The sequence below is a fragment of the Geodermatophilus sp. Leaf369 genome (assembly GCF_001424455.1).
GTDB lineage: Bacteria > Actinomycetota > Actinomycetes > Mycobacteriales > Geodermatophilaceae > Klenkia.
Map to the genome: position 1 here is coordinate 15,952 of NZ_LMQA01000006.1, position 25,693 is coordinate 41,644.

Annotated in this window: 18 protein-coding genes; 3 read left to right on the forward strand and 15 right to left on the reverse strand. The window is 71.0% G+C overall.

What is annotated here, in order from left to right:
* The first annotated feature begins 102 nt into the window (after positions 1-102).
* Positions 103-5,331 (forward strand): MobF family relaxase, encoded by a 5,229-nt coding sequence (gene mobF, locus ASG36_RS20590; protein WP_235495370.1) that lies wholly within the window; start codon positions 103-105, stop codon positions 5,329-5,331.
* A gap of 38 nt (positions 5,332-5,369) precedes the next feature.
* Here mobF and ASG36_RS20595 read toward each other — a convergent pair whose 3' ends face one another.
* From ASG36_RS20595 to ASG36_RS20660, 13 genes are all read right to left on the reverse strand, one after another.
* Positions 5,370-5,882, reverse strand: a complete 513-nt coding sequence (locus ASG36_RS20595; protein ID WP_200944612.1) for a hypothetical protein — start codon at positions 5,880-5,882, stop codon at positions 5,370-5,372.
* Between the two features lie 547 nt (positions 5,883-6,429).
* The gene (locus ASG36_RS20605) at positions 6,430-7,596 is read right to left on the reverse strand and encodes a type IV secretory system conjugative DNA transfer family protein (protein ID WP_235495372.1); all 1,167 of its coding nucleotides are present in this window, start codon (positions 7,594-7,596) and stop codon (positions 6,430-6,432) included.
* Positions 7,597-7,946: 350 nt separating this feature from the next.
* Entirely contained in the window at positions 7,947-9,224 is a 1,278-nt protein-coding gene (locus ASG36_RS20610) for a hypothetical protein (RefSeq protein WP_055768823.1), read from the reverse strand.
* Positions 9,224-9,535 (reverse strand): hypothetical protein, encoded by a 312-nt coding sequence (locus tag ASG36_RS20615; protein ID WP_055768831.1) that lies wholly within the window; start codon positions 9,533-9,535, stop codon positions 9,224-9,226. Before ASG36_RS20615 ends, ASG36_RS20610 begins: the two co-directional genes overlap by 1 nt.
* Positions 9,536-9,663: 128 nt before the next feature.
* Positions 9,664-9,966 (reverse strand): hypothetical protein, encoded by a 303-nt coding sequence (locus ASG36_RS22815; RefSeq protein ID WP_235495374.1) that lies wholly within the window; start codon positions 9,964-9,966, stop codon positions 9,664-9,666.
* A gap of 176 nt (positions 9,967-10,142) precedes the next feature.
* The gene (locus ASG36_RS20625) at positions 10,143-11,255 is read right to left on the reverse strand and encodes a C40 family peptidase (protein WP_235495375.1); all 1,113 of its coding nucleotides are present in this window, start codon (positions 11,253-11,255) and stop codon (positions 10,143-10,145) included.
* A 2-nt stretch (positions 11,256-11,257) separates the two neighbouring features.
* Positions 11,258-12,613 (reverse strand): ATP-binding protein, encoded by a 1,356-nt coding sequence (locus ASG36_RS20630; RefSeq protein WP_369794111.1) that lies wholly within the window; start codon positions 12,611-12,613, stop codon positions 11,258-11,260.
* 200 nt (positions 12,614-12,813) lie between these two features.
* Positions 12,814-14,382, reverse strand: coding sequence for an SCO6880 family protein (locus ASG36_RS20635; RefSeq protein ID WP_369794112.1), 1,569 nt, complete (start codon positions 14,380-14,382; stop codon positions 12,814-12,816).
* On the reverse strand, positions 14,316-15,734 hold the full coding sequence (locus ASG36_RS20640) for a type IV secretion system protein (protein ID WP_055768839.1): 1,419 nt from the start codon (positions 15,732-15,734) through the stop codon (positions 14,316-14,318). Before ASG36_RS20640 ends, ASG36_RS20635 begins: the two co-directional genes overlap by 67 nt.
* Positions 15,727-16,506, reverse strand: a complete 780-nt coding sequence (locus ASG36_RS20645; RefSeq protein ID WP_235495378.1) for a hypothetical protein — start codon at positions 16,504-16,506, stop codon at positions 15,727-15,729. Before ASG36_RS20645 ends, ASG36_RS20640 begins: the two co-directional genes overlap by 8 nt.
* A gap of 56 nt (positions 16,507-16,562) precedes the next feature.
* Complete coding sequence (locus ASG36_RS20650; protein WP_055768846.1) at positions 16,563-16,853, reverse strand: hypothetical protein; 291 nt, start codon at positions 16,851-16,853, stop codon at positions 16,563-16,565.
* Positions 16,850-17,479 (reverse strand): hypothetical protein, encoded by a 630-nt coding sequence (locus ASG36_RS20655; RefSeq protein ID WP_055768850.1) that lies wholly within the window; start codon positions 17,477-17,479, stop codon positions 16,850-16,852. The genes ASG36_RS20650 and ASG36_RS20655 overlap by 4 nt, the downstream gene beginning before the upstream one ends.
* A 287-nt stretch (positions 17,480-17,766) precedes the next feature.
* Positions 17,767-18,333: a hypothetical protein gene (locus ASG36_RS20660; RefSeq protein WP_235495380.1), complete on the reverse strand. Its 567-nt coding sequence runs from the start codon at positions 18,331-18,333 to the stop codon at positions 17,767-17,769.
* Positions 18,334-19,098: 765 nt separating this feature from the next.
* Between ASG36_RS20660 and ASG36_RS20665 the strand changes: the two genes are divergently transcribed.
* Positions 19,099-20,370 carry a hypothetical protein gene (locus ASG36_RS20665; RefSeq protein WP_055768855.1) on the forward strand — a complete coding sequence of 424 codons (1,272 nt, stop codon included), beginning with the start codon at positions 19,099-19,101 and terminating at the stop codon, positions 20,368-20,370.
* 173 nt (positions 20,371-20,543) lie between these two features.
* On the forward strand, positions 20,544-21,863 hold the full coding sequence (locus ASG36_RS20670) for a DUF4041 domain-containing protein (protein ID WP_200944613.1): 1,320 nt from the start codon (positions 20,544-20,546) through the stop codon (positions 21,861-21,863).
* 134 nt (positions 21,864-21,997) lie between these two features.
* On the opposite strand, the gene ASG36_RS20675 is transcribed toward ASG36_RS20670, so the two are convergent.
* Together ASG36_RS20675 and ASG36_RS20680 are read right to left on the reverse strand one after the other, a co-directional pair.
* Entirely contained in the window at positions 21,998-25,288 is a 3,291-nt protein-coding gene (locus ASG36_RS20675) for a LysM peptidoglycan-binding domain-containing protein (protein ID WP_055768861.1), read from the reverse strand.
* Complete coding sequence (locus ASG36_RS20680; RefSeq protein ID WP_235495382.1) at positions 25,285-25,659, reverse strand: hypothetical protein; 375 nt, start codon at positions 25,657-25,659, stop codon at positions 25,285-25,287. Before ASG36_RS20680 ends, ASG36_RS20675 begins: the two co-directional genes overlap by 4 nt.
* Between the last annotated feature and the right edge of the window lie 34 nt (positions 25,660-25,693).

A 25,693-nucleotide genomic window follows, 5' to 3' on the forward strand; every position in this document is an offset into this window, starting at 1 on the left:
AGACCAAGACCAAGACCAAGACCAAGACCAAGACCAGCGACGACACACCTCATGCACTCCGGGTGACACGCCTGCAGGAGGGGCGCCGCCTGTGCAGCTGTGATGACGGTGCACAAGCTGACGGCGGGGTCCGGGTACACCTACCTGACCCGCCAAGTGGCTGCTCACGACGCCACCGATCAGCCGGCCGGCGGCCTGGGTGCGTACTACAGCGAGAAGGGCGAAGCGCCGGGGCGCTGGATGGGTCGGGGCCTCGCCGGCAGATCGGACTTCCCGGTCGGCGACACGGTCACCGAGGCGCAGATGGTCGCGCTGTTCGGTCACGGCCGTCATCCGAACGCCGCTCAGATCGAGCAGGCGGCTCGAGTCGGTGGACGAGATGCACAGGAGATCGACCGGGCGAGCCGTCTCGGCAGGCCCTTCGGGGTCTTCGAGGCGTCGAACGACTTCCGGCAGCGCTGTGCCGTCGAGTTCCGCGAGCTCAACCAAGCGCTCGGTCTGCCTGCTGCCTCGCCGGTCTCGGACGACGAGCGCGCCCGGATCCACACCGAGGTGGCCGGGGCGATGTTCGAGGAGAGGTTCGGTCGCCCCGCCCTCGACGCCCGTGAGCTGTCCGGTCATCTGGCACGCATCTCTCGGCAGCCGACCACCGCCGTTGCCGGCTACGACCTCACCTTCAGCCCGGTCAAGAGCGTCTCGACGCTCTGGGCGATCGCGCCGCGGGACGTCGCGGCTGTGATCGAGCGGGCACACCAGGACGCCGTCGACGACGCCGTCTGCTGGTTGGAGTCTCACGCGACCTACACCCGCACTGGTCGCGGCGGGGTCGCGCAGGTCGACGTCCGGGGGCTCATCGCCGCGTCCTTCACCCACCGCGACTCCCGGGCCGGGGACCCCGACCTGCACACCCACGTAGCGATCAGCAACAAGGTCCAGACCATGGATGACAGGTGGCTGGCGCTGGATGGCCGCGCTGTCTACAAGAACAACGTCGCCGCGTCCGAGCGCTACAACACGCGCGTCGAAGCCCTGCTCACCGACCGCCTCCGCGTGCGCTTCGCCGACCGACCGGGCATCGATCCCGGCAAGCGCCCGGTACGCGAGATCGTCGGCGTGGACGGCCCACTCCCCCGCTTCTGGTCGTCTCGGCGATCAGACATCGACGCCCGGAGGGCGGTCCTCGCCGCCCAGTTCCAAGCCGACCACGGGCGACCGCCGTCGGCCAAGGAGTCCGTCGGACTGGCCCAGCAGGCCAACCTCGAGACCCGCTCGGCGAAGCACGAGCCCCGTTCTCATGCGGAACAGAGGACCGCGTGGCGGGCGGAGGCCAGGACCGTGCTCGGGAGTGACGACGAGATCCGGGCCTACGTCGCTTCAGCCCTCCAAGCGCTGCCAGGGCCGGGGCCCGGGCGCCCCACCGACGCCTGGGTCGCAGCGACGGCCGACCTGGTGGTCTCCGTCATGGAGGGCAACCGGTCGACCTGGCAAGAGCCGCACGTGCGCGCAGAGACCGAACGTCAGCTCCGTGCCGCAGGCATCTCGCTCGCTGACCTCGACCGAGCGGGGGACGCCGTCGTCGCTGCAGCGCTGTCACCCCAGCGATCCTTGCGCCTGCAAGGCGGGGGAAGGGAGTCCGTGCCCGGCCCTCTGCGGCGCACCGATGGATCGTCCGTCTTCCACGTCGCCGGAGCCGAGGCGTACACGTCCCGTCGCATGCTGGCCGATGAGGCGACCGTGCTCATCGCTGCTGAACGCCGCGACGGACGCGTCACCCCGGCTGCAGCCGTCATGGCGGCAGTCTCGACGGCAGCCGCGGACGGCACCGTCCTCAACGCGGGACAGCAGCAGCTGGTCCGTGAGCTGGCGACATCCGGAGCACGGGTCCAGCTCGCTCTGGCCCCGGCCGGGACCGGCAAGACGACGGCGTTGAGCACGTTGGCAGCAGCGTGGACGGCGGGTGGTGGCAGCGTCGTCGGCCTCGCGCCCTCCGCCAGCGCCAGCGCGGTGCTTCGAGAGCACCTGGGCTCGCAGACTGACACCCTGGCCAAGCTCATCCACGCGGTCACCACCGGCGTCGACGTCCCGGCGTGGGTCGAGTCGATCGGTCCTTCCACGCTCGTCGTCCTCGACGAGGCCGCGATGGCCCCTACCCGTGACCTCGCGCGCCTGGTTGAGTTCGTGACCGGCGCCGGCGGCTCGATCCGCCTGATCGGCGACGACCACCAGCTGGGGCCCATCGGCGCAGGTGGGCTGCTGCGGGAGCTCGCGCACACCCAAGGCGCCGCGCGGCTCACCCAGGTGGTCCGCTTCATCGATCCGGTCACCGGGACTCCCAACCGGGCCGAAGGAGCTGCCTCTCTGGCGCTCCGCGACGGGGACCCAGCGGCACTGGCCTTTTACGTCGACAACGGCCGGCTACACGTCGGAGACGGATCCACGGTGGTCGACGGCGCCTTTGCCGCCTGGGCGGCGGACCTCACCGCAGGCCACGACGCCGTCCTGCTCGCACCGACTCGTCAGCTGGTTCTCGAACTGAACTCGAAAGCACGCGCGCAGCGGATCGCGACGCAGGGAACCTTCGGTCTCGAGGTGGACCTCCCCGACTCCAGCCGCGCCTCCGCCGGCGATGTCGTGATCACCCGCCGCAACGACCGAATGCTGGCCGCAGGCCAGGGTGACTGGGTGAAGAACGGTGACCGCTGGACCGTCACGGAGGTGCGGGCCGGCGGTGACCTCGACGTCGTCCACCGCCGCACCGGCAAGCACGTCACCCTCCCCGCGGCATACGTGCAAGCCCACGTCACCCTCGGCTACGCCACCACCGTGCACGGGGCACAGGGCATCACCGCAGACCGTTGCCATGCCATCGCCACCGGCGCCGAGTCACGCCAGCTGCTGTACGTCGCGATGACCCGTGGTCGCCACGAGAACCACCTCTTCCTGAGCACCGCCGGCGACGGTGATCCGCACAGCCTCGTGACCCGGGACGCTCTGCTCCCTCCGACGGCCGTCGACGTCCTCCGTCGGGTCCTTGCTCGAGACGACGCACCCACCTCCGCCACCGGCCTGCGGCGAGCGCAGGACAATCCAGCGACCTGCCTCCACGTGGCCGTCGGGCAGTACCAGCACGCGCTCGCCACAGCGGCCCAGCACGTCGTCGGACCGCAACTGCTCTTGAGGATCGACGAGGCGGCCGAGCAGGACGTACACGGGCTGACCGACGAGGACAGCTACCCCACACTGCGGAGCCACCTGGCCCTACACGCCGTCAGCGGCATGGATCCCGTGGAGCTCCTCCAGCAGGCCATCAAGGATCCCCGTGGCCTGGGTGACGCCCGGGACATCGCCGCCGTCCTGGACTGGCGGCTCGGCCCCGTCGCAGAGCCATCGCCTCACGCTGGCCCCCTCCCCTGGCTGTCCGCTCTTCCTGATGCGCTGCGCCACGACGCCGAGTGGGGCCACTACCTGTCTGGACGCTCCGAGGAGGTCTCGCGGCTTGCCGTCACGGTCAGCGACGAGACCGCTGCCTGGACGGCGGCCAACGCTCCGGCATGGGCCCAGCCTCTGATCGACCACGATGCGTCGCTGCTCGCAGACACAGCCGTCTGGCGGGCCGCGCACGGCATCCCGGACGACGAACGGCGACCCACGGGTCTACCGCTGCCGTCAGCCGCCGAGGCCGCTTCGCAGCGCGACCTCGACGACCGCCGATCCCGATTGCTCGGTCGACCGGGAACCGCCACCGAGCGGTGGAGGTCGGCGGCCGACGGCCTGGAACCACGGCTTCGCGACGACCCCTACTGGCCGCTCCTGTGCGAGCGGATGTCTACCGCCGATGGCGCTGGCATCGATGTCACCTCCCTCGTCCGGTCTGCCTGCGCTCGCCCGCTTCCGGATGAACAGCCTGCAGCTGCGCTCTGGTGGCGCCTGGCCGATCACCTCTCCCCCGCCGCGCTGGCCGCGGATGGAGCAACCGCCCCAGCCTCGCCCTCATCAGCCAGCGCCGGTGATGACCAAACCCCGCCGAGTCCGACCGCGCCCGGTGACGCCGCACCCCGACCCGAGCCAGCCGGCCCCGTGGCGGGACCAACCCAGGCCGGGCCTGGCACGCATGGGCGGCTCCCAGCAGATCGGGTCCGGCTGCTGGAGCTCAACCGACTAGCCGCCGGCTACTTCGCCGCCGCCTATCCGGGTTCCTGGGCCAGGTCATACCTCGCGGACCGTCTTGGCTCCGACCTCACCGACGACCCACGCTTCATCGTCGGACATGCCCCGGCGGGGTGGAATCGCCTGGTCCAACACCTGCGGACCGCCGGCGCCAGCGACGACGAGCTCCTGGGCGCCGGGCTGGCGAGCCGTGCCTCCACCGGCCAGCTCATCGACCGCTTCCGCGATCGCGTGGTCTTCGCGATCCAGGGCGATGACGGCATCCACGGCTGGATAGGCCGCCGCAACCCGGCGGCCGACGACGGTGGCAGCCATACCGCGCCGAAGTACCTCAACACCGCGAACACCGAGCTCTTCACCAAGGGGCACGAGCTCTTCGGCCTGATCGAGGGGTCGACGCAACTCAGCCACGGAGCGACGGCGGTCCTGGTCGAAGGCCCGATGGACGCCCTCGCGGTCAACCTCGCCGGCGCGGGCCAGTTCGTCGGCGTCGCCCCGATGGGCACGGCGTTCACCGCCACCCAGGCAGAATGTCTCCGGGCGGTCGTCGGCACAGGCGGCCAGGACGTCGTGGTCGGCACGGACGACGACCGCGCGGGCCACCTGGCAGCAGAACGGATCTACTGGCAGCTCGCCGACACCGGCAGCGACCCACGGCGCCTCGTGGTGCCGTGCGGGATGGACCCGGCCGACCTTCTTCGGACGCGAGGCCCGAGCGCGCTCCGCGATGCACTGAGCGAGGCCCCCAGCCTGGCAACGACCCTGATCGAGGCTCGCATCGATGTCCTCGCCGATCGCCTTGACTCAGTCGAGGGGCGCGTTCACGCAACGCGCCGAGCTGCGGAGGTCATCGCGAGCACCACCAGCACGACCTGGGCTCACCATCTGACCCACGTGGTTGCCCGGACCGGCATCGCCCCCGCCATCGCCCTCAGCGAGGTCCTGGCTGCGGCTGATCGGCGGATTGCAGAAAGCACGGTGGCTCGCGCGGTGCCAGGATCCACCGCGACAGCCGCCGGATCAAGTCACCGGGTGACCCGCCCCGTGACGCCGACCCCAGTCCCGCGGCCAAGCCGTACGAACCGCCAGCGAGAGGTCGACAGGGCCGCAACTCTGACCCGGCGGGCCGCGCGGTCGACCGCGGGCGGCGGCCACGGACGGTGAACGTCGTTGAGGCGGCGCCTTGCAGCCGCGACCTGACCTCAGAACCGCGGCGGCCAAGCTACGAGCGCGGGCTCCGTGTGGCCCTCAAACTCCAGGCCGCCGTCGACAGCGTTCAGCTCCTGGCGGTGCTGATGACTCCCGCCCGCGTGGGCGATCGCTGCAACCAGCAGGTGGAGGTGCCGTCCAGCGAGACCCGAGGCAAGGTCACCGAGGTCGACGGGATGCCCTGAGGCCAGGGACGCAGCAGCACGCAGGATCCTCAGCTGGCCTCCGCTTCCCACGATGCGACCAGCGAGGACCGCCGCGTCCACGTCGAGCCAGGTGACTGCAGCCCAACCGACCCTGAGAGGACGGTCTGACGACGAGGCAACCGGGGCGTCTTCGTAGTCGACGGCGATCAGGCCAGCAGCGACCAGCTCGGACAACCAGTGGCTCGCATGCGAGAGGAGCAACACCGAGGCCTCGGCGGCGTTGTCCCCGGCGGCCGACCGCATGAGGGCGGCCTCCACATCGGCCAGTTCGAAGTCGCTGGCCAGGGGCTCGGAATGCACGGCTGCCTCGTCTCGTCGTCGGGAACTAGATGGTTGGAGGGTCGTGACGCGAACAGCAGCGTTCGTCGTCACCGCGCGAGGTCCTCGACGAAGCTGGCGTACCGGCTCCGCGCAGGCCAGTCCTGGTGTCGCCCCGTGCGACACGTGCTCTCTCCGAGCCGGTCGGCCATCCGGTCCGAGAAGGTCGGCAGCGCGTACCTGTGCCACTCCTCGACCGACTCGGGGCCGGGAGCGATCTCTGCCTGCCACCGGAGCACGGCGAGGACCGGGACCTCACGAGCGATGTGCGGGTGCTGCCTCCAGCAGGCCGGAACCATGTGCGCCGGTCGCCAGGCAAAGTCGTGGTTGACCCACGCGATGACGTCGTCGCACCACGACCAGACGGCGGCACCGAGCTCGCTCGTGCAGGCAGCGGGCTCCCATGGCCGTTCCAGACCGGCCAGCGCGTCAGCGGTCGCTGGGTGGCGGGGGTCCCGCCGGCTGATGTCCCGGAGGAGCTCGAGAGAACCCTGCACAAGCAGTGGTGGGGGCGGGAAGGGCAGGAGGTTCACCACGGGGCGTCGTCCTGTCCCGCGGGGTCGCCCTCGAGCGGACGAGCGGTCAACCAGTGCTCGTGGGCGTAGGTGACCGCGCGCCTCGTCCGCGCATCGGCGTCGGGAGCCTTCCCCCGAACCCGCGCGACTTCCGACCGGGCGGACTCCAGCTCGGCCATGAGCTTTTCACCGTCCCTGCCGTCCAGACAGCGACGCAGCCGGGCGAGGATCGGGGGCGTCGTCCCGGCGATGACCAGGGCGTGCCGCTCCGGAACCAGCCGGATGTCCCCCGGGCGCAGCACTCTGACGTCCTCCCCCGACCGGGAGGTCCCGACGCCCCCGGGGCCGTCGGTGACGGTCCGCCGACCGATCCGGACGTCGTCCAGCAGCTCGGACAGTTCCCGGTAGAAGTGCACGTCCTTCCCACCGCCGAAGACGACCAGCGTGTTCGTCAGACCGAAGATCGAGCGGGCTTCGTCCTCCCCGTACGAGACGACCATCTGCTTCCAGGTCTGGGCGGCGTAGATGAAGGAGAGCCCCAGAGCACGCTCGTTGGCCATCCGAACACGCAGGGTCGGCAGCGGCGTCGTGGAAGGCAGCTCGTCGAGGCAGGCCAGGAACGACGGGGTCAGTCGTCCGTGCGGCGAGATGTTCGCCAGGTGGAGCGCCGCGTCCAGGACGTGCTCGGCGACAGCGGTCATCAGCGGCGCCGCTGACGCGTAGGGGTCCTCGCGTCCGAGCAGGTACACGGTCCCGTGCCGGGAGATGAGGTCCGTGAGGTCGGTAGTGGGGCGACCGGGCGTCGGCACGCAGCGCGCTCGGATCTCCGGTTGGAAGAACAGAGCCATCGCCTGCTGCACGGTCGTCACGGTGTTGCCGACGGTGTCCGGGCTGCCTCGCAGCGCCCCGGACAGCAACCCGTCCCAGAAGCGCGCCGCATGCGGGTGCCGCTGCAGGATCTCCGCCGGTTGCTCGGCGGCGACGGGGTTGGCGACCCACTCGAGGACGTGGTCCAGGGTCCGACCGGTCAGCGCGGCAGCATGTAGGAACCCCTGAAGGACCTTCGCTGTCTCCGCCGCGTAGAAGCGTGCCGCGTTGTCCTGCCGGCCACCGGACACCGATCCGGAGACCGTTCCCGCCGAGAACGCCTTGGCCCGCCGCTCGGCGACGTGCGGGTCCACGCACCCCGCCACGGGATCCCACACCAGTTCCGGGACGCCGGGCGCCGACCCGAACGGATCGAGAACCGCGATGGGACGGGGAGCCTCACCGGGCCCGTTGGGCCTCTGGCGCCGGCCTGCGGTCAGCAGCAGGTCGTCCACCTTCGTCAAGGTCGCGAGGGCGGCGCCACGGTGTGCCAGCAGAGCCGGGGCCAGCAGGTCCAACGTCTTGCCGGAGCCCTGTTCCCCGTACACCCCGGTGGTCCGGTCGAACCGGCACCAGAGCTCGACTCCCCTCGGGGTCGTCGAGCGCCCCAGCCGCCAGCCGACATCGGTCGGCTGGAACCGAGCCCGGCGGCCCCAGGTGCTCATCAGCGTCCCCACGTCCGACCGGGCTGAGAGTCTCGACCCAGCAGGAGCTGCCGCCCAGCCTCGATCCGTGCCGCCTGCAGAGCCGACGCGGCGTCCGGTCGGCCCAGGGAGGCCTGGTTGGCGGCCAGCGAGCGACGCGGGAAGTCGGCGTCCATGTCGGCCGGGGCCACCCGCGCTGCCACGTCCAATGACAGGAGACGAGCGTTGTGTAGGGCGCCGGCCACCGGCTGGAGGTCGACGGCACTGACGCGGACGAGGCCGCTTGGCTGGTAGCCACGCAGGAACGCGGCCACTCGGTCGTCCCGGGGCGGCAGGTCCCGGGCATAGGCAAGCAGGGTCCCGGAGTCCGCCCACGACCGCACCGTGCGGTAGAGCAACTGCGAGGCCAGGGTCGGCAGGTGCTGCGCTGCAGCGGCCAGGACCCCCTGCAGCCCGGGCGATGACTCGGCGTCGGGACGGCTGAGCGCGCCGTGTAGGCGCAACGCAGCATCGACGGCCGGAGGGGCGTACGGATGCGGACGCCTCGTGCCGTCGTCGTACGGTCTCAGCGCCGAGCGGACGGCGCGCCACCCGGGGGCAGCGAGCTGGCCCCCCGCTGGCGCCGCAGTGACGTCAAGCCGTTGCGCCGCGCTGCTGAGCGTCTCAGCGGCCAGCGTGTACGCGAGGACCTCGGCCACCGAGGGTGTGTCCCGCGAGCTGCCGGTGGCACGCAGGAGGACCGCAACGGCCTCGGGGACGACGTCCCGGGGGTCCGTGCTCCCCGGGACAGCCGGCCCGGGGAGCGGCCGGTCGAGGATGGCGGCGCCGGCCCGGGACGGCGGGTTCAACGCGGCTGTCTGCTGGACCAGCACCGACTGCCGGTGCACCTCGTCCAGCCACTGCGACGTGGGCCCAGCATTCAGCCCGCCTCCCACCAGCCGTGCCACCGGGGTGACGGCATCAGTGACCGCGGTGGCCATGGCCCATCGGGCGCCGACGGTGCTGTGGTCGTGAAGGGCTGCGAGCGTGTCGGCTGCGGCGGCCGCGAGCGTTGCCATGGTGCCCTCGTTCGCCGGCGCACGACGGGACACCTCGGTGCACGCCAGACCGAGCGCGCCGACCTGGCGTTCCTGCTGGGTACCAATGGCCTTCGACACGCCGTCCTTGCGCAGTTGCCGCAGAGCCCTGCCCAGCTGCCCGAGGGCCAGGGCCGCATCGGCCCGGGTCCCCGGCGTCGGGGCGGCGGCCTCAGCCGTCGCGACGAGGCTGTCGAGCAACTGCCCGAGCGAGGTCGCCATCAGCGCGGTCCGCGCAGGGCGCGGCGTCCGTGCCGAGCGGCGACCAGCACCTCAGGTTCCGCAAACTCGGCCGCATCCAGCTCACCGAGGATCCGCAGGGCATGCGTGATGAGCTCGTCGGGCTCGGCTCCGTCGGTCAGGCCGGGAACCAGCATGCTGGGCACGTCGAGCGCGGACCACGCCGCGAGGCAGTGCAACTGCGTGGCCGACCCAGCCCGGTCGCTTCGTGCCGCCGCCGCGAACAGCGCTGCAGCGTGCTCCCGTGCGACCGCGGACTGGTCTGCTCGGCCGTCGTCGTCGATGAGCGTCATCGCAGGTCTCCTGGAGGGATCGGGGTGTGGGTCGATAGACGGTCCTTCGGAGAGGCCGTCGGCGGGCGCTTGTCCTGTGGATCTGTGGACGGGGCGCGGTGTGGTCACCCGGCTGTGGACGGCCGGTGTCACGGCGGTCCCTGCGATCCCGTGCCGTAGCAATCGGGGCGGATGACGGAGCGAGCAGAACGCAGCTGTCGGATGCCCAGGGCGTTCGCCGCCTCGGAGCGCGTGGCCATCCCCCCGCGGGAGTCACTCGGCAGGAGGTGCCGCCGGACCACCACCAAACCGGCACCGGCGACCACGGCGAGGACGACCTCCGCGACGGCCACCGCCACGTACGTGGGCACCGGACCCGCCAGCCGGCGAGCCTGCGCGTGGGTGAACCCCTGTCGCAGGTCACCGTGCAGCAGACCCGAGACGACGCTCATGACCGAGTCGGTGCCGAGCGGCCACACCCAACCGCCTCCCCAGAGCGCGGCCCCGACCCCGACCCCCGTCAGGGCCGTGAGGACGACAGCGACCACGATGCCGCCGACCGCGGCTACGGCCAGCTCCCAGCCTTGGTTGATCGATTGCGGTTCGCGGCTTCGTCGGTTGGGGGAACTCACGCGATGTGCCTGACCGCGACGATCTGCCCGTCCCACCGGGTGGCCTCGGTGAGCTGGACCGGGATCCCGGTCATCGGTGCCTGGATCAGGTAGAGGTGACGGCCGTCTGCTGCGTCGACGTAGCCGGCGACCATGCCAACGTGCCCCGGTGCTGCCGCGGTGCCGCCGGACCCCGGGATCATGACGAGGTCCCCAGCGACCGCCTGCGTCAGATTGGTCGGGCTGGGTTCGCCGTTCCGTGTCTGTCCGGCCGCCAAGTGGGGCAGAGCCACCCCGGCGGCGGCCCAGGCGGCCATCGTCAGGCCCGAGCAGTCGAATGAGTCGGGGCCGGCCGCTGCCCAGACGTATGGCTTGCCGAGTTGGGCCAGGGCGTACTGCACCGCCACGATGCCCTGCGCCGACCCGTTGATGACGAACCCGTCCGGGATGGTCGTCGTCCCTGCGACGTTGTTCCCTCGCGGCCCGACGAACTCACCCGCGGGCACGGCCCCGCCGGCACCCGGGCAGATCGCGACTGCCGCTCCCCCACCGGGAGCCAGCGGCGACGGAACCGCCTCGGCCACCGCTGACGGCCAGAACTGATCGACGAGCTCAGCAGCCAGCGCGGCGTTGGGCTGGTAGCGCTCCGGGTAGGCGCTGATCTGCACGGTCTGGGCCGCCACGCCGACCGGGATGGTCTGCCAGTCGGCGACTCCGACGAGCCTGTCGAGGAAGGCCCCGGTGGACCGGACAGGGTCGATGGCCACTGCCTCGGTGTAGATCGACACCCGCTGCTGGAACAGCCCCTCCGAGTCGTGGTCGGTCTGGACGGCAGAGTTGATGAGGCGGGACTCGGTGTAGGCGGTCGCCAGCGCGATGACCGCAGCGTGAGCAGGCAGCTGCCTCGTGGCGATGACGGAGACGATGGTCTGGGCGTGACCCATCTGCTCGGCATCCAGGTCGATGTCGGCGACTGTCTGGGCTGTCCCGCCCGATCCGCAGCCTCCGGTGCTCGCCGGGGATGAGGCCGCACCGCCACCGGTCACGACGACGACTACGGCCAGCACCATCGACACGATCGGCAGGACGACGACGGCCGCGGCCGTCGCTTCCTGGTTGGGCCCGGACACGGTCAACACCCCCCGGGGGGTGCGAGACCGGGTTTGCCCACACCGTCCGCAGGGGGCGGCGGAGCAGTGATGGCGTCGTTCGTCTCCGTCAGGGCGACGTCCAGGGACGTGCGGACGGTCTGCACCTTCGCCACGTGGTTCCCCACCAACCAGAGCGCGCGCCCGCGAGCGGCCGCGGCCCAGTCGGTGACGATGTGCTCCGCCATCGCGCTGAGTCCCAGCAGCCCGGAGAGCTCGTCGCCGATCTGGTCGTCCTGGCCGAGCAACACCTTCGTCGCGCAGAGGTGCAGCAGGTCCTTGGCGATGGCCACGGCCTGGCTTCCGCTGTCGCCGACCGTCAGCATGTCGGAGGGCTTGTGTGCGATGACCACCTGGACGCACCCGTCCTTACGGGAGAGTCGGAGGTCGGCGTCCAAGGACTTGACCGCGTCGGTGCCTAGCCGCATCTGCTTCCAGCACTCGTCGCGGATGACGATCCGCAGGTCTCCGGGTTCTGCCAGCTGGGTCATGGCGCGCCCCCAGGAGTTCAGGCACGTCAGTGCCACCCCGACGGCTTCATCGCCGAGTGGGTCCAGTCGGGACAGCGAGAGCGACTGGATCGGGGCACGCCAGTCCACCGAGACCGTGGTGGGCGCGTCGAAGAGCCCAGCCAGGTGTCCAGTGACGAGTGCGCCGAGGGCGTCCCGCACCGGTCGGGTGTCGTCGAGGAACTGCTGCCGGTCGGCGTAGCGGCAGGCATCCACGAGGTCCTCGCCGGGAGCTCGCAGCGCCTCCCACAGCTGGGGGATGGTGATCTCGCGCATCCGGTCGGCGCCGTCGGTGTAGCCGGTCAGATCACGGAGCACCCGGCCGACGGCTGTCTCAGCCGTCGGCCCGAACGGCACGTGCTGAGAACCGACCAGTCCACGGAGGAGGAGCAGCCATCGGGAGAACACCATGGCTGCCCGGCGCTGGGCCTCGGACCTGGACAGCCGGCTCCAGTCGTTCCCGACCGGGCCGAAGTCCAGCGGGTTGATCCGGGCGGGCAACCCGTGGCCGACGGCGTGCGGTTGCACCTGCAGCGCCCGGCACAGGGGGTCGTACTCGTCCTTGACGTCGCCGAGCACCAACGTGCGGTAGCCGTAGGCCATCTGGCGCAGGGCGAACATCTTGACGGTGCCGGACTTTCCTCGTCCCGGCGCTCCGAAGAAGATCATGTTCGGGTTGGTGACGCCGGCGGTGTTGTTCAGCGTCCAACCGATGGGGTCGGCCGAGAAGGCCCCTCCGGACAGGTGGTCGAGCCCGAGCAGCGCGCCACCTGGGGGCAGCCCGTCTCCGGCAATGAGCGGCCAGACCCCGCCCACCTGCTCCGATGTCATCCGGTAGACGGCGAGGGGTGCCGACACCGGTGCCCAGCCGGTGGCTCGGCCTCGTCGGCCGTGACGGCCGATCGCATCACCGAGGACCGCCTCGTCCACGGCGCCGAGTGGCTCAGGGGTGAGCGGCGGGAGCTGGTGTCCGAAGTCAGCCACCAGCTGGGTGATCCCCCTCCCCCGGTGTCGGCCGGTGGGCAGGCGGCTCATAGCAGGCCCCGACGGCGGGGCAGCCCGATCCCCAGCGGGATGCAGGCCGCGGCGAAGGCTGCGTCCTGGGCCAGGTCGAGGCGCAGCGGGCGGAACCCGCTCCCCGTGACGCTCGACTCCAGACGTCGGCCGTACTCCGTGATCGACCACGTGCCGGGAACGGTCACGGAGACCGCGAGGGCGACGCGGACCAGTGCGTTGCCCTGCGCCAGGCGAACGTCCTGGCCCTCGACGCGGGCGGCGTCACGTCGGTGTGTTGCCCTGGAGCGGAACCCACCGCGCCGCCGCATCTCAGTGGCCAACTCGGAGCTCATGGACTCGTTGCTGACCATGCGATCGGCCTTCGTGTGGCTGATCGGCTCGAAGAACACCGTGGCGCACCGCCGCTCCCCTGCGGCCGTCGGCATCAGGACAGGTGCCAGGGCACCCATGACCGCGCCCTTGTCAGGAAGCAGGACGGTGCACGTGGCGGAGTGCCAGGCATCGTGGGCGTAGTGCCGCCGTTCCGCCGCGGGTGCCAGGGTCGGCCCCGCGGCGGCCATCGGGAGACCTGTGACCCTCGGGTCAAGGGCGGCGTCCGCCAGCGGCCCCCGGTCACCGGGCGCGAAACCGGTCCGGATGGCGGACGCGAGGCCGGCGGAGTCGAGCCACGTCACGCTGGTGCAGCCCACCGGTCCGATGAGTCGAGCCTCCAGCTCCCCCATCACGCCCTGCAGGACGCGTGCACGACCGTCCACTCCTCCCCCGGCTTCTCGTGCCTGCCTGGCGATACGGCGTTCGGGCACGACCACCGTCACGAAGGCCTCGTGCCGCACCCCGGCTGCGGTCATGACGGCAGCCAGCTCCGCGTTGATGGCCCGGGCGAGAGGTGGGGCCTCGTTGCGCAGGTGGGCGCGCTGCCAGGCGGTGCGCTCTGCGCCGTCGTCGGGCAGGGTCCGGACCTGCAGGGCGACGGCGGACACCAACTCCGTCGTGGCTGCGCCCTCGAGCAGTTCGGCCAGGCCGGTGCCCATGCGTGACCTGGTCGTGGCCTCGGCCAGCCCGATCCCGGGATGAGTGATCCGGGCGACCACCGCCCAGGTGCGCTCCCGGTGGTCGGCGACGACGGCCGGTCGGGTCAGTAGCGGACCGAACGGAGGGCCGTCATGGGTCCTGACGCCTGACAGCACGCCGGGGAGGTCTGCCTCGTCGAGGTCTCGTGATGTCCCCGCGGCGACCCGCGACTGCCAGTCGGACCAGCCCAGGGCTGCACCGACTGCCCGGACGACGGCGTCGCAGCCCCAGCGCAGCGGGGTCCGCCCCCGCAACGGGACGGCAACGAGGACGACGAGGACTGCCCAGACGGGTGCCCACCCGAGAGCGAGCAGCCACCGTTGGGCACCGGCAGCCATCAGCATGGGCATACCGGCCGCACCGATCCTGATCCACGCCCAGCCGCTCAGGCCCCCGAACCAGCCCTGCCGGTCCTTGGACCAGGCTCCGTACCGCACCGGCCCGGTCACAGAGCCACCGCCGCCGCGGTCTCGGGGGTGACAGCCGCACCGGTCGGCCCGGTCGCCGCCCACCCGGCCAGTCCCCCGGGCGAGGTGCCCACGCCCACTCCTGGTGGCGTGGGGACGGGCGGCGTCACCCCGGGTCCTCCGCCGGACGCCGGACCACCGGACGCCCCGTCGTCCCCGCCCGGGCTCGAACCGGAACCGGTGTGCGACGAGCCGCCTTGCCCAGACCCGGACGACGGTCGGCTGCCGGCCTGGCCCGATGACCGCATCGAGTGACCGGGGTGACCGATGCCGCTGGATCCGAGCACGTCGGAAGCGATGTCGACGGCCCGGTGGGCGACTGCAGCCGCGGCGCCCACGCCGGCGCCCGCCGTCTGCATCATGGAGCCCAGCCGACTCGACGACTGCGCCTCGGCCGCGGTCTCCCCCTGCGAGCGCCCGTCGCCGGCACTCTGCGTCGCGGCCCCGTTGCCTGCCCCTTGACCACCGGAGAGGATCCCGGACGCACCCCCGGCATCACTCCAGGATTGTCGGAGCGCTGACCCCGATGCGGTCCCGGGGTCGACGAAGGCGAGCAGCTTGAAGAGCACCAGCGGACAGACCGCCCCGATGGCCACCAGCACGGTGCCGACGACTGCAGTCCCCGCGGCCTGTGCGGTCGAGTCGCCGTTCCCCGCGATCACCCCGGCAGAGAGGCTCACTCCAACGCCGAGCATGAGTGCTGCGGTGGGCGTGATCAGCAGGCTGGCGAAGAACCAGCGGAGGCTCTTCCAGAACCACGCCTTGGTGCTGTCGCTGAGCAAGCCGGCGGCGGAGATGGGTGCCGTGGCGATCAGGATGATCAGCGCGGCCTCCCGGACCAGCGCGATGATCAGGTAGAAGAAGGCTGCCGGGATCACGAGGAGCAGCGAGGAGAGGCCGAGCACGGTTGCTGCCGTGGCGTCGACCACCTCACGAGGCCATGAACTGCTCGGGTCAACCGCCGCGAGGGTGTCGACGTCGAGCATCGCCCGGAGGATCCCGCGAGCCAGCTCTGCCGCTCCGGTGACGAGCCCCCCGGCGACGCCGAGGTAGCCCACCCAGACCAGTCCGAACTGGGCGACCCCGAGGAGCACACGGCCCATCGACTGGCCATCGCGTCGGATGAGCGCCACGGTCAGCTGGACGAACATCATGGTCACCGCGACTGTTGCGCCGACCCAGAGCGTGGTCGGCAGCACAGCGCCCATCGGGCCGGCGGCCGAGACGTCCGGAGTGGTGAACGCGTCGATCACCTGGAACGACAGGGTGAGCAGCCAGAGGCCTGCCGACCAGATGCTGACCATCGCCGCCGTCCACACATCGGCGATCGCGGCCGACGCCAGGTCGCCGAGCCAGTTCATCGGGTTGAGGTCGATTGCCACGATGTCGTCAGCCACGGCGCAGGTCCCGGTAGCCGACGGAGATCGCGCGATCGGTGCCCGGCCACACCGAGGGTGGCACCGCAGGTTCGTCGCCCGGGCCGATCAGCCAGCGGTCGGTCCGCCAGACCATCCGTTGGCAGTCGGCCGCTGCACCGCGTGCGGTCTGCTCGAGGGTCACGTCGAGCTCGAAGTCGATGCACGGGACGACGAAGTCCGAGCCGACGACGCCCTTGATGAGGCCCATCAGCGGAGTCAGCACGACTGCCAGCTGTGCGGAGCCACCCCCCGAGAGGCCGGCAGCCTCCAGGAGACGGCCCACCGCGGCAACGACCGACCAGCTGCTTGTGGTCGGGCCACCGGGCGCTGCCCAAGCGCTGATCACCTCGCGGGCCCCGTCGAGGGATGCGGACTGCACAGCGGCCTGGTCGATGGCGGCGAGCTGGGCGAGCGCGCCCTCCGGGGTCTGTGGGAAGCCGGTGGGCACCCCGGCAGGCCCGATGTGGGTGGCTGCCGGCAGCACGATGCTCGGGCCCGGGTCCCGGGTGGAGACCGGTCCAGGACGAGCCGCTGATTCCGGTACGGCCGGCATCGGCCGGGCGGCCAGCGCGTCCTGTGCCTGCTCCAGCGACTGGCTGGGCGACGCAGTCGCTGCGGTCCCGGCGCTCTCCGGGGTCGACGTGGACTCTGTCTCCGTCGGCGTCGGGAGCACCGTGCGCGCGACTGCGACGACGACGGCCCCGACGAGGAACACGAAGACGAGCCCGACCGTCACGAGCAGGGTCAGCATCCTGCGCCGGGTCCACCGCGGACTGCGTGAAGACCGGCGACCTCGGTGGCCGGCCATCAGCAGCCTTCCCCGACGATCGACTGCACGATGACGTACCCGACGACGTACAGGATCGCGCCGACGACGCAGATCAAGATCCCGTCCATCCCGAGCCGGGCGCCCCGCGGGTGATGGGTCACCCGCCCCCAGATGAGCATCCCGACGCTGGCGAAGAAGCAGATGCCGAGGACGGCGAGCACGCCCCACTTGACCCAGGACTGGATCTGGTCTGCGTACACCTGCATCCCAGGAGGTGCAGCCGGGCACACCCCGGCCGCGAGGACGGCGTCGGCGAACTGGTCGATCATCGAGCCGACCTCCCTGACGTCGGTGCCCGGTGTCGGGCCGGAGCGGCAACACAGGTCTCGCCGGCCAACAGCTCGAACAGCGCCAGGCCTGCATCGCAGACCGCCTTGGGCAGGGGCCGGTCGTCCAGCCCGGAGACCATCAGCCGGTCGTTCAGCGGGACCTGGACGACGCGTCCGGTCGACCGCAAGGCCGTCGTCATCGACCCGAGACTGGCCACGACCTCACCGGGCCAGCGCCCCCGGCCGATGGCGGCCACGACCACCGGCCGCTCCCCCAGCTCTCGGAGCTGCCGCTCGAGCAGGCGAACTGCGGGGACCGTAGGTCGGCACACCACGACGACCGACTCGCCGGGAGGGACCTCGGTGTCATGGCCCATCCCCAGGTCGAGGACTGTCACCCCCGGCGGACCCGGCGGCGGGGACGGCCAGCTCCGCGGTGGCGCGTCAGTCGACCGACGGTCGAGGGTGACGCCATTCCGGGTGCCGCGTCGCCACTCACCAGCGTCGTCCAGCCCAAGTTCGGCGGACGCTGCCGAGACCAAACCGGAGCGGCCGGCGGCCGCGATGTCGATCAGGTGGACACGGCGGCCGGTGGAAGCCAGGGCGTCGCTGATGGCCAGAGCCACGGTCGTCGCTCCCGCGCCACCGTGCGCCGCGATCACGACGAGCCCGACACCGGCCGGAGCTGCGATGTCACCCCGGCTTGGTGGAGGCATCGGGCCTATGCCACCCCTCTGTCGAGGCGTGTCAACGGCAGTGTCACCCCCAGCTCTCCCGGCCCTGCTTGCGGGGCGAGCCCGGAGGTCCCGCAGTGCCTGCTGGACTTCGGCGACGGCCAGCGGACGGGGGGCGGGGTCACCGGCGCCCCGTCCCGCCGGCATTTCAGATCGGTCGGTGGTCATGAGGGGGCCGGTCACGCGACGGCTGCCAGGTAGTCGGCGGCCGCGACCCGCAGGGCGGCCAGCGTGCGGCTCCGCCGCCGGTACAGCGTCCGAGTCGAGATGCCGTACGCCGCAGCGACGCGAGAGTCCCCGCCCACCGTCCGCACGTCGCGCTCGTGCTCGGTCGCGATCAGCAGCCCCAGCTCCGCGGGGTCCAGGCCCGACCGGAGGGCCCACTGCAGCAGGTCACGCAGATCGAGGTCGTCGGTGTCCTCGGGCTCGACCTGCATCAGGCGGGTGACGTCTCCATCAGCCGTCAGGAACTCACCCCGCTCGGGGTGACGCCGGTTCCGCGGCCGCAGCTCGGCGAGCACCGCCCGCCGGGTGTCCGCGCGCAGGTTCGCTGCGATCGAGCGGGGACGGCGCTGCCACGGGTAGCGGCGGATCTGACAGGTGAGCTCACCAGCCACCACGGCGACGATGTCCGGGGTCAGGTCGCTCAGCTGACGGACGGTGGTCCAGACGATGCCGCTCAGCAGGTGGAGCAGAAGGGCGAGTGCGTCGTCGTCACGGCCGCCGTCGACGGCGGCCAGACGCACGAGGGCGCCGAGGACAGCATCACTGCGCTCGTGCGGACTGGCCTCCGAGCACGCCGCGTGGAGCTCGGCCGCCGAACGCAGACCGGCGAGGGCGGGTTCCGCTCTCGCCCACCTCGCTAAGACGGCGCCGTCGTCGAGTCGGGTGGCGAGCGCCGGCCAACTGCCGACGATCGTGGGGTCGTGGAACATCTGTGGTGGCCTCCGGCATCGGTGTGATGCCTTCGACCCTCCGAAGAGACGTTCAGTTGGCTGTCAGCCCTCGCGGGGTGACGTACCGATATAGCTGGCACACCGCGCGCACGGGGCCGGTCCCGGCGTACGAGAGGTGCTGGTTGTGGTCTGGGTGGTCTGCCTGGCCTCGTGTGGTGGTGCTGATCGGCTTTTGGCCGTCAGGGTGGTGACCTGGTGCAGCTTGAGTGGCTATGTGCGCTCATCAGCCGTAGTCGGAACCTCATCAGGTTGCGGTCTCTGGTCGCCAGTCCCGACTACGCCGCGCGCCGTGAGGTCACCCCAACTTCACGGTCATCCCCCTCGCACGGGCGAGCGCGAGCTGTCCCCGGGCTCACGTCGCCCCCGTCGGACCAGACAAGTCGGTGAGTCCGGCTGGTTGGCCAACGAGCTCAGGTGGCGTGCTGCAAGTGGACTTCGCGAACCGGAGCTGGTGTTGCGGTCATGGATAGATCCGGAACTCCTGGCAGGGTGGTCGCGCAACAGCACCGCGGTCGATACCGGCCGCCAAGGACACATCTCAGGGGACATGCAGACATGGCACGCAAGCGGGGATTTTTCGCCGAGATGGCGCATCAGGCAGCAGTCGCAGACAAGAACCGGCAGCGCGCCACGGCCCAGGCCGTGCGCGACCAGGCCCGTCGTCAGCGCGAAGCCGAGCGGGCCGCCCAAGCCGCGGAGCGGGCGAACACGCAGGCCCAACGCGCGCATGCGAGCACCCTCGCGCAAGCTGAGAAGGAGGCGAAGGCGGCCAGGATTGCCGCTGCCGAGAGCGAGGTTGAACGCCTAAACGGTGAGCTCGCCCTGGAGCTTGAGGACATCGACAACGTCCTCAAGGCCACGCTGGACGTCGATGATTACGTCAACCTGGAGAAGCTCCGCTCGACCGCTGAGCACCCGGCGTTCACCTCGACTCACAGCACCCCCATCCAGGCGCCGGCCCCGATCAGCCCTCCGGCCGAGCCGGTGTTCATAGCCCCCGATGCGCCCAAGGGTCTGTCGGCGGCTTTCGGCGGGAAGAAGAAGCGCGCCGAGGCCCTTGCCGCCGCGCAGGCCGCGTTCGCCGCCGAGCAGCAGGCGTGGCAGCAGGCCGCCGCCGCGGTGCCCATGCAGCAGTTCGCCCAGCACTCCGACTACCAGAAGGCCGAGGCCGCCCGCGCCGACCGGCTCGCCGCTGATCGCGCCCGGTATGACGCCGAGTGCGCGCAGCGCCAGCAGCGGGTCGACGAGGCCAACGCCGAGCTCGATGAATTGATCGGCAACCTGCAGTACGGGGTCCCAGCTGCGGTCGAGGAGTACCTGGGCATCGTGTTCGGCAACTCGGTGTACCCCGAGGACTGGCCCTGGCCGCCGGCCTACCGGTACGACGCCGACACTCGGGAACTCACCATCGATCTGGAGTTCCCGGCACCGACCGACCTGCCCTCGGTCCGGCAGTACAAGTACACCCGGGCAAAGGACGAGATCACTGCGACCAGCCAGACGGCGAAGGAGCAGAAAGACCGCTACGCCGCCCTGGTCAACAACATGACCCTGCGGACCCTGCACGAGGTCTGGGAAGCCGACCGCTCCGGCAAGGTCTCCTCCATCTCCCTCACCGGGTCGGTTGCCCACGTCGACCCGGCCACCGGCAAGGACACCGCGACCCCGTTGGTAGCGGTGGCGTGTGACCGGGCCACGTTTGAGGAGCTGGACCTCCGTCGGGTCGAGCCCGCCGAGACGATGCGCCACCTGGGCGCCGTGGTCAGCAAGAACCCGCACGCCCTGACCCCGATCGCGGTGGGCCCCGGCGTCCGCGCCGCCCGCTGACGGGCGAGGAGCACAGGATGAGCAACGGGTTGCGCTTCCAGACCCCACCGGGCTGGCCGTCACCCCCAGCCGGATGGGTGCCACCGGCCAGCTGGGTACCTGACCCCAGTTGGCCGGCCCCGCCACCCGGTTGGGAGTTCTGGGTCCCCCACAGCGACCTCGACACCGACCTGGTGGGCGCCCCCAGCACCGGGATGAACGACACGGGCAACGACAGCAAGCCAACCTCTGCACGTGGCGGCCAGCCGCCTCTGCCGACGCACGGGGCAACGTCGGACCTGCCGGAAGAAGGTCGGCCGGTCCAAGGGCCCGCGGACCCGCCGTCACCGGTTGCGGAGCTTCCGCATCGCGCCGGCGGTAGCGACCGGGTCGAGGAGCTGGAGGCGGAGGTCGAGGCTCTGCGCCGGCAGCTCGAGGACGTCCGCCGTGGCGGGGGCGCGCACCGGCCCGCCAACGATGAGCTGATCGAGCTCGATGACGCACTCCTGCTGCAGCAGGTCGGCATCTACGAGTACCACCACCCGCTGGAGAACGCCGAGATGTACCGGGAGCGCCTGGCCGCACTCCGCGAAGACATCAAGGACGCCGTGCGTTCCGGGAACGCCATCGAGGCCTCGGACCGGTTCGCGTACAACAACTCCCTGGCCGCTGGCCGGAAGATGACTGCCGACTTCTCCAAGTTGATGCTGCGCGCCTACAACGCCGAGGCCGACAACTGCGTCCGGTCCCTGCGCGCCGGTGCGCTGGTTACAGCCACCAAACGGCTGGAGACCGCCGCGGCCACCATCGCCAAGCTGGGCAAGATGATGGAGATGCACGTAGCTGACGGCTATCACGCGCTGCGCATCACCGAGCTCGAGCTGACCGCCGACTATCTGTTCAAACAGCAGGAGGAACGCGAAGCGGCCCGCGAGGAACGGGAACGGCTGCGTGAAGAGCGCAAGGCCGAAGCCGAGCTGGCCGCCCAGCGGGAGAAGCTGAACAAGGAACGCGCCCACTACACCAACACCCTGGCCGCCGTCCGCGCCAGCGGCACCCCCGAGGAGGTCGCCGCCCTGGTGTCGCGGCTCTCTGACCTAGACGCCGCCATCGAGCTCAACGACTTCCGCGCCGCAAACATCCGGGCCGGCTACGTCTACGTCATCAGCAACATCGGGGCCTTCGGCAAATCCGTGGTGAAGATCGGGATGACCCGCCGACTCGAGCCCATGGACCGCGTCCGCGAACTCGGTGACGCCTCAGTGCCCTTCCCGTTCGACGTGCACGCCATCTACTTCTCCGACGACGCCATCACCCTGGAGAACGAGCTCCACCACGCGTTCGCCGACCGCCGCCTCAACCAGGCCAACCTGCGTCGCGAGTTCTTCTTCGCCACCCCGGAGGAGGTCCGCGACGTCCTCGCCGAAAAGGTCGGGAACCTCCTCGAGTATGCGGCCGCACCAGAGGCTGAGCAGTACTACCAGAGCCTGCCCGCCTGGCCGGTTCCCTCCTAAGACGGCGGCGGAGGAGAGATGCCCAGCGTGACGCACCAGGTCGGCCAGTGCCCGAGGGCAAAGCGGTAGGCGCGCTGCCACAGCTGTCTCCCGTACGCAGGCTGCGCTGTACCCACGGCGCAGCCCTGGCCACCTCAAGCCCCACTTCGCATCTGCCGCCTGTGCAGGATGGCCGCCGTCCTCGGCGGTAGGTCCTCTTCGACCTCGGCATCGTGGTTGGCCAGGATCCTAGCCACGTAGGCGTCCGCTTCTGCCCGGTTGCCCAGGGCGTCACACGCGGCGACGAGATCGAGGAGAGGCACGTCCTCGAACGTTCCGGATAACAGGGCCACCGTCGCCGCGTCGGCGGCCAACTGTGGATTCCCGGCACCCAGGTGGTGAGTCGCGACGACATGCGCGACGTCCACGATCATGGCGGCGAACTCGTGGTCGAGGCGGGAGTCAGCGTCGACCACCCAGCTGTACCCCCCGGCACCAGAGACTCGGGGCGTAGGGAGGTCAAACGGTCGACCGGTGACCAGGCCCAGGGCTGCGTCGAGGTCGGCAATGCCGTCGCTGCCGCGGGCAGTCCCACGGACCCTCAGCCGGCGAAAGAGCTGGGCGTCAACGAGAGCGCAGTCGATCCGATAGCGACCAGCAGCCGCAGCGGTCACACCGGACGGCAGGTAGTCGACGCGCGTCTCTGGATCGGAGCCCAGCCACGCGCGGACCACGGAGATGGCTTGCCGCACCTTGGTCTTACCGACGACGTCCGGCTCGTTCGGCCAGATCGCGGTGGCGTACTGCTCGCTGGTCGCTCCCCCGTTGCGGGTCGCGAGGTAGGCCACGACCTCGGTGTAGAACTGCCGCCTCGGGTTCCGCTCCGGCAGCCGGCCCTGGGCGCGAACGCGGACAGGTCCCAGCAAGGTCAACTTGGGTCGCGGCGAGGAATCGTCGAACCAGTCGGCCAGGTCGCGGTCGAGGTCGGGGTCGGCCAGCTCGACCTTGGCGCGGACCCCCTCCCCCGGCACAGGGGCCAACACACGGACATCCCGATCGGTCGTCGCAGCGGCATCCACGTAGGTCTGCTCCCCCAGCGGGAGGACAGAAGCAACGGCCTGGGTCGGCGGGGATGAAGAGGTCAAGGATTCGTCGTCCGGACCGCCCGACGCCACTCGGAGGTTCCCGCAGGCGTCAGCTGCCGCATCCCATGGCTCGTTCCCGCGTGCCGGCGGCACGCGCCGGTCCTCTGCGACCGCGGCGTCGGCCAACATCTGGGCCAGCGCGCCTGCCTCCTCGACCGGCAGCTGATGGGCGCGCAGTCGCAGACCAAGCGTGGGGATCGCGATCAGCCCTGCTGCGTCGATGGTCATCGTCCACCCGGCCGTGGCTGAAGCGCCGCCCTCAGCCGCCGTCACCACGACGGCTCCGCTGCGCGCGGACTGCGCGGCCAGCTCCGTGGTGAGACGTGCAACTGCGGTCCCCTCGCGAAGTGAACTGGGGACGACGAGCAGGACGTTCGGTTCCCACGCGTCCGCTGAGATGTCGTGCAGGCGACCGGCCAGCACGTCGGTGGCCGCGGCCCGCATCGCATCACTCGATGACACGTGGTGCTGGGTCAGTGCCTCGACCGCACTCTCGAGGTCTGCGGCACAGGCGAATCGGTCGGGGTTGAGCTGCGCCAGTTCCTCCCCGAAACCGACCGCAGTGACACGGAGCATCTCCGACCAGGTGTTGTGTGCGAGCTCGGCAGCGAGGTAGCGCATGAGGTCGACGGCTCGGTCGATGTCCCCGACGAGGTTGACCGCGGAGATGTGCTCGAGGTCCAACAACCAATGCTCTCCAGCGTCGGTGTAGCCCATCGACACCAACGTGGGGTACGGCGCGAGGAAGCGGCCCCGCCGGGAGTGCTCGTACGTCAGCGTGTCGTCGCGGTGTACCGACCACCGGGTCCCGGAGTCGTCCACGGTCCACGGCTCCGGGCCAACGTGTGCCGGCTCCGCAACGACCAGGGTCAGGACGTCGTCGGTCATGCAGACGGCGATGACGTCGGGCAGAACGCCTCCCTCGACCGACGCGAGCCCTTGGACGAGGCTGCGCAATGCCCTGTCGAGCCAGCCCACATCGGCCGTCCCGGCCGACAGCAGCGTCCGCTCCACGGGTACGAGCTCCGGTGGAGTGCTGCTCACCAGCCGGCCGGGACGGCGATGACGGGACTGGTGACGGCGGTACCGACGCAACGCCAGGAGGGAGACCCCGGCGAGCAGGGTCCCTCCCCCGCCCAATGCGATGGCGGCGGCTGGGACCTCGCTGGCCACCTCGTTGCTCGCCTGTGCCGAGACGGGGGCAGGCGCCGGAGCGAGCGCGCCAGGTGACTCGGCAGCGGCGCTCGACGGAACGGCAGGCGTGGTGGTGGCCGGCGCGGGCGGCGGTGAGGTCGACGGTCCGGGTTCGACCGTCGGTTCTGCCGGAACCGGAGGCTGAGGGGCGGGCTCGGTCGGCGGTTCGCTCGACGGGGGCAGCGTCTGATCAGGCGCAGCCTGCACCGCAGATGGGACGGTCAGGGTCCAGCCCGGTCGGATCAGGTCTGGATCGTTGAAGACGGCTCCGGCTGGCTCGGGTCTCCCCTGGTTCGCCGTCCAGACTGTTTCCCACTCCCGACCGTCCCCGGTGGTCTCAGCAGCGATGCCCCACAAGGTGTCCCCCAGCTCGACGGTGATCTCCGCCGTCGAGTCGGCCGACGAGGTCGCTGCGGAGTTCGGGAGTCCTGCCGCGTCGAGCGGCATGACCAGAACCGTCCCCGGGACGATCTGGTTGTCGGGGCCGATTATTCCCCCGTTGAGCTCAACGATCTCTGGATATCGCAGCGGGTCCCCGAGGTAGCGCTCGGCCAGGGCCCACAACGTGTCTCGTCTGACCACCTTGTGCGTCTGGGCTGACGGGACGTCGTGGCTGTCCGAGGCCATCTGGAGCGCAGGTCCTGCCCTCACCACCGGGCCAGCCCCTGGTGCCTGATGGGCGTCTACGAGGAGGGCGACGGGCAGTGGCGGCATGGCGGGACCCGCACCTGTCGAGGAGGCTGCTGTCACCGCTGGTGCGATGGTCAGCCCCACGACGACGACAGCGAGCAGCGCGGCGGCGGGTTGCTGGAACACCCGGAGTCCGGGGATCTGCACGATCGGTCGAGCGCGGAGCAGACCGATCAGTTCCGTGGTCGTCGAGGTGGTGAACAACCCCCAGCAGACCCAGGCGCCGGCGGCGAGAACGACCCTCAGCAGCTGCCCGTCGTCTCGCTCGCTGAGCGTGCGGACGACCTCCTCGACAGAGGGCAGGCCGTGGGGCACCAGCTGCAAGGTGACCAGGAGCACGGGCACCCCGACGACGATGGCCGCGAGAACGGCTAGGGCCCCAAGGGCCTTGATGAGCCGCGCTGCCGGGCTGCTCATGAGACGGGCTCGCCGATCGTCACGCCCACCTGGAGCTGTGCTCTGTGAGTGCGGGTCTGGCTGACCGGGAGGCCGAGCATGGGCGTCGTGTCGGTGACAGTCACCGCGACCTCGATCAGGCCCGGCCCGAGCACCGTGACTGCGCCCGTCGCCCCCGCCTGCTGCAGATAGCTGTTGGCTGCTGCGGTCGCCAGCCGGACGTCGCCTGGCCCGCCCGTCGGCACCGGCCCAACGGCGATCACGGCTGCGCGCGCGGCCTCAGCGGAGGCCGTCTCAGCGCGGTTCGCAGCCTGGATGTTCGTGCCGCCATCAACGACCGCTGTCACCAGGATCCCAGCGATCAGGACGACGAAGCAGAACAGCACGGTCACAGACCCGCGCTCGTCTCGGCACCACCGCACCGTC